Origin of the sequence: Candidatus Cloacimonas sp. (genome assembly GCA_039680785.1) — a bacterium.
Lineage (GTDB): Bacteria > Cloacimonadota > Cloacimonadia > Cloacimonadales > Cloacimonadaceae > Cloacimonas.
In genome coordinates, this window is the sequence record JBDKSF010000019.1 from 1 (window position 1) to 18,496 (window position 18,496).

Annotated in this window: 9 protein-coding genes and 1 other RNA gene; 5 read left to right on the forward strand and 5 right to left on the reverse strand. The window is 37.3% G+C overall.

Annotation, left to right across the window (positions count from 1 at the left end):
• The first annotated feature begins 187 nt into the window (after window positions 1–187).
• From ABFC98_00815 to ABFC98_00835, 5 genes are all read left to right on the forward strand, one after another.
• Window positions 188–1,213, forward strand: a complete 1,026-nt coding sequence (locus ABFC98_00815) for a hypothetical protein (protein MEN6444568.1) — start codon at window positions 188–190, stop codon at window positions 1,211–1,213.
• A gap of 96 nt (window positions 1,214–1,309) precedes the next feature.
• The gene (locus ABFC98_00820) at window positions 1,310–6,769 is read left to right on the forward strand and encodes a C25 family cysteine peptidase (protein ID MEN6444569.1); all 5,460 of its coding nucleotides are present in this window, start codon (window positions 1,310–1,312) and stop codon (window positions 6,767–6,769) included.
• Window positions 6,770–7,291: 522 nt separating this feature from the next.
• Window positions 7,292–8,266, forward strand: a complete 975-nt coding sequence (gene trxB, locus ABFC98_00825; GenBank protein ID MEN6444570.1) for a thioredoxin-disulfide reductase — start codon at window positions 7,292–7,294, stop codon at window positions 8,264–8,266.
• Window positions 8,267–8,279: 13 nt separating this feature from the next.
• Window positions 8,280–10,880, forward strand: a complete 2,601-nt coding sequence (gene alaS, locus ABFC98_00830) for an alanine--tRNA ligase (protein MEN6444571.1) — start codon at window positions 8,280–8,282, stop codon at window positions 10,878–10,880.
• Window positions 10,881–11,921, forward strand: coding sequence for a glycosyltransferase family 9 protein (locus ABFC98_00835; protein MEN6444572.1), 1,041 nt, complete (start codon window positions 10,881–10,883; stop codon window positions 11,919–11,921).
• A gap of 32 nt (window positions 11,922–11,953) precedes the next feature.
• Here the strand turns inward: ABFC98_00835 and ABFC98_00840 are convergent, their stop codons facing one another.
• The 5 genes from ABFC98_00840 to ABFC98_00860 form a co-directional block, all read right to left on the reverse strand.
• Window positions 11,954–12,823 carry a divergent polysaccharide deacetylase family protein gene (locus ABFC98_00840; GenBank protein MEN6444573.1) on the reverse strand — a complete coding sequence of 290 codons (870 nt, stop codon included), beginning with the start codon at window positions 12,821–12,823 and terminating at the stop codon, window positions 11,954–11,956.
• Between the two features lie 8 nt (window positions 12,824–12,831).
• A complete protein-coding gene (locus tag ABFC98_00845; protein ID MEN6444574.1) occupies window positions 12,832–13,326 on the reverse strand; it encodes a DUF192 domain-containing protein in 495 nt (164 codons plus the stop codon).
• A gap of 11 nt (window positions 13,327–13,337) precedes the next feature.
• Entirely contained in the window at window positions 13,338–16,217 is a 2,880-nt protein-coding gene (locus tag ABFC98_00850; protein ID MEN6444575.1) for a M14 family zinc carboxypeptidase, read from the reverse strand.
• Between the two features lie 72 nt (window positions 16,218–16,289).
• Window positions 16,290–16,388, reverse strand: an RNA gene (gene ffs / locus ABFC98_00855) — signal recognition particle sRNA small type.
• A 164-nt stretch (window positions 16,389–16,552) separates the two neighbouring features.
• A complete protein-coding gene (locus ABFC98_00860; GenBank protein MEN6444576.1) occupies window positions 16,553–18,313 on the reverse strand; it encodes a hypothetical protein in 1,761 nt (586 codons plus the stop codon).
• Window positions 18,314–18,496 lie beyond the last annotated feature (183 nt).

The window sequence follows — 18,496 nt, forward strand, 5'->3', positions numbered from 1 at the left end:
TGGAAGGATAACTTTATGGACAATAGAAAGATACAATCACACAGTGATAAATATGAAGAAACCATTAAATCTGGCATCTCCTTATTTTTTATAGAGAGATAAGCATAAAATGAATGTAAAACTACTATTTCGGAATGCTTCTTGCTTTATTGTATAACTATAAACTAACGGGCAAGGGAGGAAATTAATGCCTAAAAGTTATGTAATGATATTAATAATTATCGCTTTGATAATGGTTGGATCATGTGCCAAAAGGAATACTGAATATCAGGAAGATCAGTTGCTATCATTGGAAAGTTCAATTCCGATCGTTGGCAATCCTTTAGATATAGTGTTAGACGATAATTATATATATGTGGCTCAGGATCAAGGTGGCATTTCTATGATTGACCGTTCTGATTATCATTTAAAATGGATTACGGAATTCTGGGCGAATGATGGAAGCCAAAAAATTTTAGGCAGAATTAAAAAGATTGCCGTGGTCCCGGAACATAATTTCCTTTTTTTGGTGGATACTGCAGCAACGGATGCCATTAGGGCAATTGATACAAGTAATCCTGATTCACTTATTTATGTTCTTGATTTCATCGGCGGAACCAATAATATCAAGGACTTAAGTGGTTTTACCATTGATCCTCCGATACCTTTTGCGCAGGGAACATACAAAATGGTATGTGCTTATTGTGCAGCCGGTAGTTTCAAATATGATTATTACGATGGAACTTTGTTTAACAGCAATGTTTTTTCGTTATCTCCGGGTGCTGCGGCAGGATTTTCCATAACAGCTGATTATATATATCTTGCTGCAGAACAGCTTGGTTTATACATTTATGATCGAAATGACCATCATCTGGTAGGAAACATTCATTTAAGCGGAGAAGCCCAAAAGGTTGAAATAAAAGGAAATTACGCTTATGTAGCAAGCCGTCAAGGTGGTTTGCATACAATTGATATCAGTAATCCTGCAGCTCCTGTATTGTGTTCCACTTTTGACACAACTGGTTATGCCACTACTTTAGCTGTTTCAGGAAATAAACTTGCCGTTTCGTCAGGAAGTGGAGGAATATATTTATTTGATCTTAGTGTTCCTGATCAACCACGCTTGATTGAACATTTAACATCCTGCGGATATACTAATACCGTTCAGTTTATGGATGGTAAATTGTTAGTGGGAGCTCGTGACCAAGGTATTTTAATTTACAAAATGCAATAGTAATAAAGGCAAAACATAGATGTATCAAAAGAACCTGAAGTTATCGAAAGCTAACTTCAGGTTCTTTTATTTTGAATAAATAAAGGAATTACAAGAATGAAAGCAACCAAATTAGTTATGCTGATACTCACCTGTATGGTTGGTATCCTATTTGCAGAATCAGTAGCTACGGATGTTAATCCGCTAAAAGTAGTAGCTCAAAATTCAACCCAGATTAAACTTCAACTTCAGGTTCCTGAATTGCAGATTGACAATTTGGGAAACAGCGGTTATAAAATTTTAAGTATGCAAGGTGCATCATCTACTGCGGAAACAGGTTATCCTGAATTGCCTATGTTTTCGGCTTGGGTTGCTATTCCGCCCAAGGGCGATATTGAAGTTAAAGTAACTGCTGGAGAAATGATATCTCGAAAAGGGATAAAACCAAAACCTGTTTTTGCTGATAAAGAACAGGAAACAGCTTTGGAACATAATCGGACTGCATACAAAAGTTCTTCATTATATCCTCAAAGCAATTATAGCTACAGTCAACCTCAAATTTTGCGTGATTTTAGAGTTGTGCAAATATCCCTAAATCCGATTCAATATATTGCAGCTAACGAAGAGATCAAGATATGTAAAAATATGGAAGTGGAAATTTCTATCAAAGATAGGCCTGGAATCAACGAAATACCAGCATATAACGGATATTCTTATGCGTTTACCAATATTTATGAATCAATGATCAGTAATTTTGCCTATTATCGCAATGCCGTGATGGCACCTCAACCAGCCAGAATATTATTGATTTACGGCAACAATACGGATTCAATATTTTTGGCAAAGCTAAACGAGTATGTTACCTGGAAAAAAGAAAAGGGATATGAAGTTAATGTTGTAAATACATCTCAAACGGGTGGAACATCCAATCAAGCAATTCATAATTATATTCAAACCCAATATGATAATCCTGCCTTGCGTCCAGATTATATAATTTTGTTAGGTGATACTTCAGGCAGTTATTCTATTCCTACATATACAGAACAATGGTCTTCCTACTCTGGTAAAGGTGATTATCCATATACTTTTTTAGCTGGCAATGACTATCTGGGAGATGCTTTCATCGGTAGAATTTCGGCAGAAAATGTCAGCCAATTGGATGTGCTTTTAGCCAAGATTTATGCCGTGGAAAAGAATATCAATGTTACGGGCACCGCTGCATCCTGGCTAAACAGAATGTTATTAGTTGGAGATACCACTTCCAGTGGGATTTCTACGATTTATGTGAACAAAGCTATTAAAGAAATGGCAAAAAGAACTAATTCAGATTATACTTTCCTGGAAGATTATACCGGTGGTTTTCCTTCTTATATTAATAGCGGCATTAACCAAGGTGTATCCTTTTTCAATTATCGTGGTTATATTAGTATGAGCGGATGGAATCCTTCCAGTAGTTTGATAAATGGAAACAAACTACCTCATGCTACTATATTAACCTGCGGCACTGGAAATTTTGAAAGCACTGCAACTACTGAAGAATTTATCCGTTTAGGAACTTCTGCTGCACCTGCAGGTGCAATTACTGCGATTGGGATGTCCACAAGTGGAACTCATACAACCTTTAACAATTGCTTGAATGCCGGAGTTTATGATGGAATTTTCACTTATGGTATGCATAGCATGGGAGAAGCATTGCTAAATGCCAAGCTTTATCTAAAACAGATATATGGTTCAGTCCATGATAATGAAGCCAATTATTTCTCTCATTGGTGTAATTTGATGGGTGATCCTACAGTGGAGGTCTTCACTAAAATTCCAGACCAGTTTAGTATAAATTGTGAAGATGTTCTTCCCTGTGGAAGCAATTTATTGGATGTGGCAATAAATAATGTATCCGGAACGGCTGTGGAAGGAGCAACCGTAACTCTGTATAGTGCAGCACAAAATTCAATTGTCGGTATGGGCTATACGGACGCAGAGGGTAATGTAACTATTAATATTTCGGGCGGGATATTGAATGAGCTTATTTTAACCGTTTCCAAGCATAATTTCAAGCCCCAGCAAAAGATTGTGGCTGTAGATGGAGGCGGTTCTCTGGTTTATTTAAATAAGCTAATCGTTGACGATGGATCTTCAGGAAGTAGTGGAAATGGAGATAGTTTTGCCGAAGCGGGAGAAACCATAGCTGTTAATTTGGAGATAAAAAATACTACCGCTGCAACCATAGCTGCCACGACTGCTACAATTACTTCAACTGATCCATATATTACTATTTTGAACGGGCAGACGAGTTTTAATCAAGTGGACGCCAATGCTTCAGTTTGGTCAAATTCTCTCTTTACTTTCAGCATACTCCCCAATTTACCTTCGCAGCAAAATATTCGCTTTTCCATAGAATTGTCCACCGCCGATAGTTCTTCCTATAATTTTGATTTTCATTTAAGTGCATATAATGCTTCTTTGGTGGCGCAAAGTTATACTATATCCGCAGGTGGCAATAATATTCTTGATCCGGGGGAAAACGGTCTATTGGATGTAATAATAAAGAATAATTCCGTTTCTCCCGTTACTGATGTATCTGCAGAGTTAATCTCTTTAAACGATTTGGTTTCAATAACAGATGGCAATTCTTATGTGGGTTCCATTGCAGGAAACAGCATTGGCAGCACTATAGAAGGTTTCCAAATTTATGCTCGACCAATATTGATACCAGGAATGCAGATTCCTATGCGTTTGCATCTGTATAATGATTTAGGTTTTGATCAGTTTACTGAATTCAACATTGAAATTGGTCAGGTTAATATGCATACTCCTTTAGGCCCAGACGCTTATGGCTATTTTATTTATGATCCTACGGACATAGCGTTTACAGATTGTCCGAGTTATGATTGGACAGAGATAAATCCGTCTATGGGAGGATCGGGAACTTTGATAACTGGTTTATCTGATCCAGGTGTTTCAGGTGATGAAGGAGATCAAGTTGGAGCCGATGCTTTAGAAACTATCAGTTTGCCTTTCACTTTTCCTTTCTATGGAATTGACTACAATCAAATAACTGTTTGTGTAAACGGTTTTATCACTTTTGGAATAACCGAAAATGCAGAATTTCGTAATAGTCATCTTCCGGGAGGATATGGTCCGGCTCCAATGCTTGCACCTTTTTGGGATGATTTATGTTTAATTAGTGATGCCGGTATCTATAAATATTACGATTCGAACTCTCACCTATTTATTATAGAGTATTACAAAATGCGTAATGGTTATGATCGCAATACCCTGGAAACTTTCCAAGTTATATTCTATGATCCTGTTTTCTATCCTACTTCTTTAGGTGACGGAATGGTAAAATTTCAATATCAGGATTTTAACAATGTTGATGTAGGGCAGGCAGGATATTCTCCCGCGCATGGTAATTATTGTTCCATAGGCATAAAAGATCATACTAACGCGGTAGGATTGGAATATTCTTATAATAATCAATATCCCAATGCCTCAGCTCCCATTACTGATCAATTTGCTCTTCTCATTACAACGGCTCCTGTTTTGCATAGCAATCCTTTCATTGTTTTTAATAATCTCATAATTGATGATCCCAATTCCAATCAGATTGCTGAACCGGGAGAGACCTTAGGATTAGGAATAAAACTAATGAATATTGGTTTGCAAACTGCTTGTCAGGTTCAGCTAACTGCATCTTGCGTAAGTTCTTATGGATCGCTTTTAGTTAATTCCAGTGCCTATAATAATATTCCGGGTGATTCCATCGCTGTAAATCGGACGCCACTTTCACTTATTATCAATCAGGATTGTCCCGATGGAGCTGTAATTACTATGAATATTCATATCAGCGTTGTCGGTTACTATTGGGATTATTCTGTAGATATAATTGTGCATAGACCTGCAGTCCAGTTTTGTAAAATTTATATGAATGATAGTATGTATGGTAATAATAACGGTTTAGTAGAACCGGGCGAGACCATAGATTTGGTTGTAAATATGGAAAATAATTCTACCGTAGCCGCACATAATATTACCTGCACTTTAACCTCTATTTCAGGTTATGTAAACATTCAAAACAGTACTTGCATATTGCCTTCCATAGCTCCAGATGAGATAAATCAGGCAATATATCGATTAGTTATATCACCTGATGTTATGGTTGGCAATAACCTCACTCTTTACTTAAATTTTATGGGAGACCAGATTCCTATTCAGACCGAACCAATTATTTTGAGTGTGGGGACTACCGGAATGAATGCCAATTTTGAAAACAACAACGGAAATTTTGTTCCCAATCCTTCAACCAATGGATGGGAATGGGGGATCTCCACAGTTGTCGGAGCTCATTCCGGGACCAAAGTATGGGGAACTCGTTTAGAGAGTGATTATCCTGCAAATGCTAACTATACTTTAACCACTCCTTCAGTTTATATTGGTACCGATTTTATGCTTGAATTTTGGCATTTTTATAGTACAGAAGCAGGTTATGATGGTGGGAATGTGAAAATTTCAACCAACAACGGATCATCCTGGACGCTTATAACTCCGGAAGGAAATTATCCAACCAGCAATGTATCATCTTTAGGAACAGCAGGTTATGCTGGAAATAGCGGGGGATGGGTTTTAGCCAGATTCAGTTTAGCAAACTATTCCAATCAGACAGTCCAATTCCGTTTCACTTTTAACAGTGATAGTTCTTTAACTGGACCCGGTTGGTTTATTGATGATGTTCGCACTACTGGTTATGTAGAATTTGTCGGTAAAATATCGGGAACCATAACCAGCAGTAATGCAAACATAAATTATGATGGTGTGAGAGTGAAAAATTCTTCATTATGGACAACCCATCCAGATGCAGATGGTTATTATGCCATTTATCTTCCTGTCGGTTCACAAACATTATGGGCAGAAGCAGATGGATATAAAAATTCTGATGTTGCCGAATTCGTTTTAACCGCTAATTCGCCTATCTTGCAGCAGAATTTCTATTTGGGATATTTTTCTCCTGTGATTGGCTTATCTTACAGCGTAGTTGATAGCATCTTTACTCTTATTTGGAATCCACCCACGGAGCCAGAATTTCCTGTGCTGAATTATCAAATTTACCGTAAAATAGATGCGGGTAATTTTGAAGCGATTGCTTCCACAACAGAATCTGAATATACTGAAACGCTTAAAAATTTGGGCTCGGAATATTACTATTATGTTGTTTGTCTGTATGCCGACGGCAATAGTGTCCCGTCCGATATTTTGCATTATCATTATATTGTGGAAACAAATGAATCGGTTAATCCAGTATTGGTAACAAAACTACTGAATAATTATCCCAATCCTTTCAATCCAGAAACAGTCATCAGGTTTACTTTAAAGGAATCAGCGCTGGCAAAAATATGTATCTATAACATCAAAGGCCAAGTAGTTAAAGAACTTTTAGATGAGAAGCTTGCTTCGGGATTACACCAAATATCCTGGAACGGGAAAGATGCAAATAATCGGGATGTTGCTTCCGGAATGTATTTTTACCGACTGGAAAGCGGAAATTATTCCTGTGTGAAAAAAATGCTACTTCTGAAATAAGTGGATAAGTGAAATATTAGACAAAAACCTCAGACAAGAAACAGCTTAATTTGAACTTGAGAGGTTGATGTCATTATCCATCTAATAAAATAATCTGTGAACGGAGCTTAAGTTAAGCTCCGTTCTTTTATTAAAAGAAGCATAGTGGTTACGGAACATAGTTCTATTATAGGAAGATTCCTTACTCATTTCGCTTATGTAAACAATAACCTACCCGAAACCATCCCATATCGCGATACGGGATGGTTTCGGGCTGAACATCGGATTGTTCTCAGTAGCAAGTAAGGGAGAAATGCAGAGCAATCATATTTGTTTTGAGTCAGGAGGCAGAACCCATTATCGGATATATATACATCGTTAGTTGCTCTATAACACTGCTAAAGACGCAGAATGCAATTATGAACAAGGTCTTGAAGGCCAAAAAATGTTTTTGCCCACAATTTTTCAGGTGCTTGAAAAGGACTTTTAGCGAGGCAATAATAGCCAAGATAGCAATTTTTCTTGACGAAACCTCTAACTTAAATGCCTTTGATATCATTATCCAAAGAAGGTGAAAGAGATAAAATGCAATATGATGTAATAATTATTGGTGCCGGTCCTGCCGGCTTAAGTGCAGCCATATACAGTGCGCGTAGTGGACTAAAAACAGCTATTTTTGAAAAAGGACTGATTGGGGGTCAAATTACAGTTACGGAAGAAATTGAGAATTATCCTGGCTTGGAAGAACCCTTAACCGGTTATGAACTTACGGAAAAAATGCACCATCAAGCGGAACATTTTGGGACGGAATTTATTGATGATGAAGTTATTGCCCTCGGAATGGAAGGTCTTTATAAAATTGTAGAAACACAGCAAAACAAATATAGCGCTAAAGTGGTTATATTATGCACGGGAGCATATCCCAGGCGGTTAAATGTTCCCGGCGAAGAAAAATTTACCGGGCATGGTGTTTCTTATTGTGCTACTTGCGATGGTGCGCTCTATAGAGATAAAATTGTCGCCGTTGTGGGTGGGGGAGATTCTGCCATTGAAGAAGGAATGTTTATTACTCATTTTGCCCGAAAAGTGATTGTTATTCACAGAAGAGATGAGCTTCGCGCTCAAAAAATCATTCAAGACAGAGCGTTTAAAAATCCTAAAATGGAATTTGTTTGGGACAGTGTGGTGCAAGAAATTAAGGGAGAAAACAAAGTTGAGGCGCTGGAGGTCTATAACAAAAAAACCAATTCCAAAAGTATTATCCCCGTGGATGGCGTTTTTATCTATGTTGGTTTTTTGCCTAACAATAGATTGTTGGAATCTCTTGTCGAACTTGATGGCGCTGGTTTTGCGATTACCGATGAATTTATGCAGACCAATGTTCCGGGTGTCTATGCAGCGGGAGATATTAGAAAAAAAGTTTTACGCCAGGTTGTAACTGCTACAAATGATGGAGCTATCGCAGGTTGGAGTGCGGAAAAATGGATTACCGAAAATTACGATTCGCTGAAAAAGTGATAAAGGACAAAAAGTGCTAAGTAGTAACGATATTCGTAAACAATTCATAGAATTCTTCTTGCAAAAAGGACATATTTTCATTCCCTCCTCATCTGTTATTCCAGAAAATGATCCAACCCTGCTTTTTGCCAATGCTGGAATGAATCAATTTAAAGACATCTTTTTGGGGCAGAAAGAAATAGATGTGAAAAGAGCTGTAAATAGCCAAAAATGTATTCGTGCCGGCGGAAAACATAACGACTTGGAAGAAGTTGGCAAAGACGGTTATCATCATACTTTTTTTGAAATGCTGGGAAATTGGAGTTTTGGCGATTACTATAAAAAAGAAGCCATTTCTTGGGCATGGGAATTATTGACGGAAGTGTGGAAAATACCCAAAGACAAACTTTATGCCACCGTTCATAAAAGTGACGCGGAAGCTTATGAACTCTGGAAACAGGTAACGGACATAGAATCATCTCATATAAGCTATTTTGACGATAAGGATAATTTTTGGGAAATGGGGGAAACGGGTCCCTGTGGTCCCTGCTCGGAAATTCATATTGATAGAGGCATCGAGCATTGCACAAAGCAAAATGAGCCGGGTCATATTTGTCAAATAAATGGCAATTGCTCACGTTACATAGAATTGTGGAATTTGGTTTTTATTCAATATAATCGGGAAACAGATAAAACATTAACTCCGCTAAAGCATAAATTCGTAGATACAGGCGCTGGTTTTGAACGGCTTACACAGGTCTTGCAAGATAAAAACAGTAACTATGAAACCGACTTATTTATGCCTATAATCAATAAAATTGATGAGCTCTCCGGGGTTAAATACACTACTGAAACGGGAATGCCTCATAGAGTTATAGCAGATCATATTCGCTGTCTATGTTTTGCCTTGAGTGATGGTGGTTTTCCTTCCAATGAAGGAAGGGGTTATGTTCTAAGAAGAATTTTAAGAAGAGCCGCCAGATATGGAAATTTGCTTGGTTTTGCCGAACCGTTTTTACATTTGCTGGTGCCCGTGGTTATAGATCAAATGGCAGGTCACTTTACGGAATTACGCGGAAAAGAGGACTATATTAAGATGGTAATTAAAGCGGAAGAAGAACGCTTTAACAAAACTCTGAATACCGGCTTGGATAAGTTCAACGAAATAACGCAAAAGATTACCGGGAAGGTTATATCTGGTTATGATGTGTTTACTTTATATGATACTTATGGTTTTCCGCCAGATTTAACGGCCGTTTTGGCTGAAGAAAAGGGCTTAGAAATTGATTATAATGGTTTTGATAAAGAAATGCAGGAGCAAAAAGAGCGTGCACGCAAAGCAAGTAAATTTACCCTGCCAGAAAATTGTGCGGACTGGATAAATTTAGCCCCTATAACTTCTACCGAATTTATGGGGTATGATAATGTCTCTCTGAATACGGTTATCCAACGCTATGCCTTTCAAGATGATGATATTATCTTAATTCAGCTTGCGCAAACACCTTTTTATGCAGAATCGGGTGGGCAGGTTTCAGATACAGGTAAGATTTATAATGAAGATTTTGAAGTGGAAGTTACTGAAGTTCGCAAATTAGCTGATAATGTCATTCATTATGGAAAATTGCTAAAAGGAACGCTTAATTCCAAACCTGTAATTGCGGAAATAGCGTTGGAAAGACGCAAAAGCATTGCTCGTAATCATACATCCACCCACCTTTTACATAAGGCATTAAGAGAAGTGTTGGGTGAACAGACAGTTCAAAAAGGTTCTTTAGTCCATCCTGACTATTTGCGTTTTGATTTTGCGTATATTAAAGCATTAACTTTGGAAGAAATGCGAAAAGTGGAATCCATTGTGAATCAAGCAATTTTAGATAATAGAAAAGTAACTACTACAATCCAAGATATTGAGGAAGCCAAAAGTGAAGGTGCAATGGCTCTCTTTGGTGAAAAATACAGCCAAAAAGTAAGAGTGGTGAGAGTGGAAGATTTTTCCAAAGAACTTTGCGGAGGAACTCATATATCTGCCACCGGCGAAATCGGCATCTTCAAAATCATCTCCGAAAGTTCTTCCGCTGCAGGAATCAGAAGAATTGAAGCCATAACTGGAACAACTGCCTATAAATGGATTCAGGACTTGCAAGATAAAGTTTCCCGAATTGCTTCTCTGCTAAATTCTCCCATCAAAACATTGGAAACAAAACTGGAAACAACTTTAGAAGAACTTGCCTCACTGGAAAAGGAAATTAAAGCTATCAAGACGAGAGGGCAAGATGATTTGGTAAAAGAATACCTCTCCAGAACAATAAAACAGGATAGTTATCTGCTCATCTGCGAACAAACTTCCTTTGCCGAACTGGATGAATTGAAAGCGACGGCGGAAAGATTGAAAAACGAAATGAAAGGAACCATCGCTGTTTTCTTCAATTTATATAATGATAAACTAAATGTTTTGTGTGTGGTAAGCAAGGATCTTTTACCCAAATATAATGCTGGAAAAATTGTAGCAAAACTGGCAACTGAATTAAATGGTAAAGGTGGTGGGAGGCCAGATTTAGCTATGGCTGGCGGAAAAGACATTAGCAAACTGGGTTCCGTGATAGAAAAAGTGCCAGAACTTATTAATTCGCTATAAATGAATATTCTAATCCTGCGTCTATCATCAATGGGTGATATCATCCTTACACAACCGATTTGTGCCGTTCTGCAAAAACATTATCCTGGATGCAATATTGATTACCTGTGTAAAGAAGAATTTAAAGAATTGCCCGAAATGTTTTCACCTCCTGTTCATTCTATTATTTATCAAAAGAAGCTGAAATTCCATCTGCGGTTTTGGCGGAAAAAATACGATATTGTTATTGATTTACATAGTAAATTTGCTACTTACCTCATAATGCTGTTTATGAACTCTCCTGTAAAAGTAAGATATTGTAAAAAACGAAGATATAGAAAGCGGATAGTGAAAGGTGATCAAAAGGCAAAAATATTTAGTACGGTTGATCTCTATGCCTCCGCTCTCCAAAAAATGGGTATCAATGAACAGTGGCACAATCCCTGTTTACAGATAAATAAATCTGAGTTGCCAAATTCCGCTTTGGCAAGTGGCAAAGCAGATGTTAACACTTACAATAAGTCCACGAATTCTGCTCGAATCGTTAGGCAAGAATGCCAGGATATAAAACCAATTAAAATAGCCATTTTTCCGGGCGCCAATCATTTTACCAAGAGATATCCCGTCTCCTGTTGGATTCAACTGATAAACACTCATCCTCAATATTGTTTCACTCTTTTGGGCTCCAATACGGATAAAGAAATTTGCGATAACATCCATAAACACTGTCCTGGAAATTGTATCAATCTCTGTTCATCGTTTTCGTTTCCGGAATTATACGCAGAATTGGAAGGATATAATTTGATCATAAGTGGCGACACAGGACCTATGCACTTGGCAGCTACTTTAAATAAACCTCAAATTGCAATTTTTGGTGGAACGCATCCTCGCTTAGGGTTTAAACCGTTAAATAATGCGGCGTTAATATTATGTGCAGATTTACCTTGCCAGCCCTGTTCTCTGCATGGGAGAGAAAAATGTCCTAAGGGACATTTCAACTGTATGAATTCTATAACACCTGCACTAATTGGAGCAGCTATCAAAAAGGCACTATCTTATTGACACGGAATCAATATGCTGTGGCAAAATAATCTTTAAGCAGGTGCACCAAGTGTTTTGTAAAGCTGGGATACACTAATTAACCGGATGCCCATATCCTCTATTTGAGCTAAAAATTTCTGCAAAGAGACCAGTTTGTCACGATTGTGACAATGAGTGATAATGACAATGGGTTCGTTTCTCCCTTTGTATTTTGCCAGCGAATCTATTTTATTGATAATAGTGGCATTGCTGTTATCGGGGACATCCAGAAATATATCTCTTTTGGCGATTTTGATGCCTAAATTTTGGGCAGCTGTGAAAGCAGCGCTTTTATTGATAGTGGCGCTATCTAAAAAATGCAAACCCAAGTTATTCAGTTCATCCAGAATAGTATTCATCGTTTCCAAGTTGGAAGTAACTTCACTGCCCATATGATTATTGGCGGCAATGGCATTGGGAACCTGATTATAAAAATCCTGCAATAAGTCCGAAATTTCATATTTATCCATCCCAACTCGAATAAATCTCTTTCCGGGATTAGCTTTATGGTCAATTGCCTGCATCGGAATATGAATCAGAACTTGGTGATTGGTTTTATCTGCAATGCGTGCAACTGATTGTGTATTAGGTAAATCAGGCAGAATGGCAAATGCTATTTCTGTGGGTAAAGCAGCAAAATCATCCAGTAGCTTTCCGGAATATTGACCAAAGTCATCAATAATAATAACAATAGGGGGCATTTTATCGTTTTTGGACCAGGTGTATGGATAGGATTGGATATCGGCCATTTCAGGATTAGTAGTTTTCTTTTCTTGCTCGGTGTTATTTTCTTTAACTTTGGCTGGTTGTTCTGGAACGGTCTCTTCGGCAAGCGCTTCATTTTTTTGTTTTACGGAACAACTGAACAATACTAAACAAAACAACAGAGCAATTAGGAAGATTGTTTTTTCCAAGTTACTTTATCTCCAGTTTGAATATTAAATTTTTTTACTATTCCGGCATTCACTTCCAGAACATACTTATGCAAATTAGCAGGGGTAATTCTTTCTTCACTGAAGGGTTTGGCATTTTCGTAGATAAAATTGATGGTTCCATCGGCAGCTATAAATAGCATATCCAAAGGCAGATAAGTATCCTGCATCCAAAAATCATAGATATCGGGAACTGCGAAGATAAATAACATACCTTGATCTTGTTGCATAGATTCTCTATACTTTAATCCCTGCATCAATTCATTTTCCGTTTCGGCAATTTCAATAGTGAAAGTTGCTTTCCAAGAACCAGTGGAATTGGTTATATTTAAAGTTCCATCAGGACGAAAATTAGGAGTGGTTACATCCTCAGGATTTTTGGGCTCGGTCTTCTTACAACCTAAAAGTAGGCACAAAATACACATTAACAGAGCTACAGAGATATATTTTTTCATTTGCGTTTCATTTATTTGGACAACAGCATTTTTCGCGTTTGTTGATAGCTGGGAGTGCATAGACGGTATAAATATACTCCGGAGCTAACTTCTTTGCCTGTTTCATCTAAGCCGTTCCAAACAAAACTTTGCTTTCCGGCAGGTAATGTTTCACTCACTAAATGGCGGATCAGCTGTCCTCTAAGATTATAAATATTGAGCGTAACCGGTGTTCTATTATCTGCCAAAACAAATTGTATAGTTGTTTCTGGATTAAAAGGATTGGGACTGTTGGGTAAAAGATAAGTTACTAAGTTAGGTAAATCAGGATCGTCAATGGCATTTTCCACATCAACATACTGAGAGCCGGAAACCCCATTTATGGTATAGTAAAGAGTAAAATTCTGAGGATTGGGCTCTAATACAATATACAGTGAGTCCTGATCAACATCATAACCAGCAAAAGCATAAGAGCCATTGGCATTATTTACTGCCTGCACAAAAGGATGGTTATTAGTAAGTCCATTATGAAAAACATTAGCGATAGAATTGGGGGCAACGGAAACGGTTATGGATTTTAACTGATCAATGTCATCAAAATTAAAGACAAGTCGGTCATTATAGCAAACCGTTAAAACTGGCATTATTACTTCTTCAGGAACTCCCGATTGAACAGGTAAAATGTAATCCAGCACTGATATATATTTGCAGAGCAGGTAACTGTCAAAGGAATTTACACTACCGTCATTATCTACATCTGCATTAGTGATTCGAAAAGTGTCCCAAGGTCTTGGATCAATTTCAGGAATAGGATCCAGGCCTATGGCATATTTATTGATAGCATCTATATCCTGATAATTAATTATGCCATCGGAGGTTACATCTCCATAAATACTTACATTATTATTAATGCCTGTTATGGCTAAATCATCAATATAGATACCATCCATATTTGAGCTCCAATCAGTTTGAATTCTGAATCTAAGATATATTTGATTGAAGTTATAGGCAGTAAGGGAATGATAATAATTTGTCCAAATATCCAATGAACCGGTAAAACTATCGAGGACAGTCCAATTTGATCCATTTTCCGATGCTTCCAAATACACAAAGTCATAATTGTTTTCCAGAGCATATTTACAGCGAAAAGATACCATAGGATTTACTATTCCAGTCAGCGAGATCGGATTATTCAAAGAGATTATATAATTTTGGGAACTGCCATAATTGCCGGAAGGCGAATCTGTTAATACATTGGAACCGCCATAATTTACTATTCCCCAATTTCCTGTATGAGTCCAGTTACCGATTCCGCTTTCAAAATTTTCGCTAAAGATAGGGTTTTGCATAATGAAGATGTTACGATAATCATCTCGCCTGATTTGAATTGAGCGAGTATCTTTCAGATATCCAGGAGCTGAAATGCTCAGTTGATAGTCACCTTCATACACCGAAAAGGAAAAATAACCCTGCGCGTCGGTCTGGACAGATATTTGAGGATCACTATTTAGAATCACCGTTGCATTGCTTACAGGATTTTCAGTAGAATTACGAATTTGTCCGTTATAGGTAGTTAACAACGCATTTTGCAAAGCAAAATTTTGGGTGGCCGAGCCGTTTAAGGGAACAGTGACATTTACGGTTTGAGGGATATAGCCATCCGCGGAAGCAGTTATTTGATAAGTTCCAGGTAGTAATAAACGATGATAATCACCCACGGGAAGGTCTGTGTGTTCCAGTTTGGAATTTCCGGCAACCGTAATTGTAGCTGCTATTGGGATTTCTGTTGAATTAGTTACAATTCCTGATACGCCATTTTGCACAAATTCCAAATATTGAAGCATTGATTCTTCATTATCAGCCCAAAAAGAATCAAGTGTAGAAGCAGCAGGCCATTTGTTCATTCCAATTTCAGCAGTGATTTCTATGCAATCCGTAAAGTAATAATTCCAATCCTGCATACTACCCGTAATAACATACCAGGCGGCTCCATTGGTAATTCCATGAACAAAATCGGTACTATTATACATTGGTGAATTCTGTCGGGAATAAGTTAACGCCATCTCTATCAGTAAATCATTATCGGGAGCTAAAGTATAAGTGTAATCCCAGGGATAATTTATCACCAAAGAACCACCGTGAAAGTTTATGGATGAATCAAAATCGTGAGCATTGCTGAAATCCATTACGGCCACTGTTTCTACCGCCCAGGGTTCTCCATCGGGATGTTGAACGCCTGAGGGCATCGGAAAATTTCTGTTCAAATCAATTCCATCCGCATTATAGCGAACTGCATTGGCATAACCGTCAGGATTGAGCATTGGGTTTATCCATATTTCAGTGTTATTTACGATATTGGTTATCCTGGGGTCAATCCCATATTGAGAAGTAAGCAATTGAATTAAACGGATTAGCATATCAAAACCAACAACTTCATCTCCATGGATGCTACTTAGATATTTCAGTTCGGGTTCATTTTCATCTATGTTTACATTGTCACTTATTTTCATCATCAATAAAGGGCGATTTTGCACGCTAAAACCGAATTGAACCAATTGGCAGATATTTGGATATTGAATTGGAAGCTGTTGCATAAAATTTTGATATTGAGACAAAGTATAATAAGCTCTGCCATCATTTGTCCCTTTTGCCAATTCTTTAAAATATTCTTCTGCAGGGTTGGGCAGAAGTTCCGTTAAAATACCGGCAGCGGTTATTTTATCTCTTTCTGCATCGTTTCGCACTTCAATATGGATAATGCCTGTTTCAGCATTCACATAATCGATGCTGACTTTCAGTTCATTTAGGAGTTTTATGTCTTTTTGCAAATTCCAGCTTTGAATGCGTAATGGATAGGCAAATATAATAGTTACTAAAATACTTAGCTCTATCGTCAAAATTACTCGTTTCATCAGTAACTTCCTTTAATTCGGAATAATAGCATTTTAATAAGCATATTTTATACCATCATCTTTTTTTATGCTAAAAGCCAGGCAAACAAAGTCACATAACTGTTAAAGTTTAATGCTGCTTCATTCCTGATCTGACATAGTTCACTTGCAGTTATTGCTTTGCGCCTGGCAAATTTTATAACCGTTGGGCTCAAAAAAATCTCCGCCTAAGATAGAAGAGCGAAGCTTTGGAAAGTTCTTACTATCCTGAACATATTTTCTTTGCCCCAATATTCTTATCTATATGGCTATTGGCAATAAACGAATCAAGCTTTTAAATGCTTCGTTTCTGTCAATTAAAAATATAATTTCAGCGTGGTTGATAAACGCCAATCAGCTGTTTCAGAGCATTGTTTGATAAACCTACAGAATTTGTGACCACTAATATTGTGCAGGTCTAAAGAATCAATGTGGTCAAAATCCTCAATATAGGGAGAAAGCTTAAATTCCAGCAAAGAATTGTTGTTAAAAAGCCAAGCGGAATTTAACGATAGGGAACATTCTTGCCAAGTTCCCCATGAATATTGAGGAGAAAAAGTCCAATAGAATGACTTGATATCGTGCCTGAAATCAATATTGGCAGTCCAGCGTTTGTTTTTGGTTTGTAGTTCATAATAGGATAGTTGCTCTTGAGCATATTGATTTTCCTCATACGCAAAACCAAAATCTATCATAAAAGCATTATCAGGGCTGTTTCTAAATGGCAGTTTCAGCCATTGCGAATCCAAAGTCCGAGCGATTAAAGGAAAGGTATCAAAAACTAAATCGTATTTATAGCTCAATTGTCGATAGAGAGTATTTTTTTTTCCTGTGTTATAGATATAATCACTATAATCGGCTCTGAGCTGATAGGTCTGGAAAAAAGCCAGCCGATCACCCATTAGGATTTTACATTCCGGAGCTAAAGTCCAGCCATTTATATTTTTATTGTTTGCGGATAGCAAAGAATCCACATAAATATCCTTACTGAAGCTATATCCAAACCAATTTCCCAAAATAACTCTCTCGTGCCAATAATGTTTCCAGCCCAAACGCAAGTTATGCGTAAGAAGGTCATTATCCCACTGATTATTATCATTGGGAAATTTGATAATCTGCAAATCAATGTTATATGCCGTAGTGAGAGAATCGCCTTCTCCATATTCCCAATTTATTTTACTGCCAAAGTGCCTATTTTCCGTCTTTCTTGTATTGAGATCATAATAATACTCCTTAACGGCATAATTATGGCTCAATTCATTTTGCCACTGAACTTCGGGAGTGATTTGCAAGTCCATTTGAATTTGAGCAAGGTTATAGTTATCGGTATTATCCCGAATATTACTTTTACTGTAACTTGTTTGTCTATTGCTATAATCATCCCTTATTTGCATCAACAAAGCATCAGTTGGAAAATATTCCACATTGCCCGAAAAAGCGTAATTCTTGCGTAATTGATTATCCGACAGCAAATAACTACTGCGAGTTTCATTATTTTCAGAAGCAGTTAGAACATAAATATCTTCAGTGCGATAATTGTAATTTGCCAGACAGGATAAATTCAAATAGTTATTGGAGAAATTATAGTTAGCATCTGCATTGGCATATTCAAATGACTCCCAATCCATCTTTTTGCGTTCCACATTTGCTGTTATGCCTGCCATAGCTTTGGGTAAGAAAGTGGAATAATGTGCACTGGAACCAATCCAATAACCTTCACTGGAAAGCAAATATCCGTTTGCATAGCGATCTTGTTCATTACGAATGATCCCTTTACTGAAGATTCCAAAATCTAAACTATCTATGGGTGAATAGTCAATTTGATAGCCCAAAACGGCAGTTTTATTTAGATATGCGGATGGTTCCAGATCGCTGTTATCATAAATTGTTTGATAATCCGAGCTAATGGTATGCAAAAAATTCTGGTGCGCTATTTGTAAGCCCATATTCAGATATGCATTGCTAAATTCCTGATTAAAATTCAAATGATTCTCTACATTACTTTTACTATTGATAAGCAAAGTTGTTTTTGCCAAAGGAGAAAGCTCGTATTGTAAAAAGTTCTCAATAATGAGCACCTGCTTACTGGAATAAAAACTCCAATCCAACCCTTTATTTTGAGCTGTTACATAAGGACTATAAAGAAGAAATAAGCTCAGAAAGCAAAATATAATCCTTTTCGTCAAGCTCTTCTCCTCTCTTTCTAAAGTCAATGTTAGATAATTTTGCCAGCGCTTCTGTTTTTTCTTTTCCAATGGCAG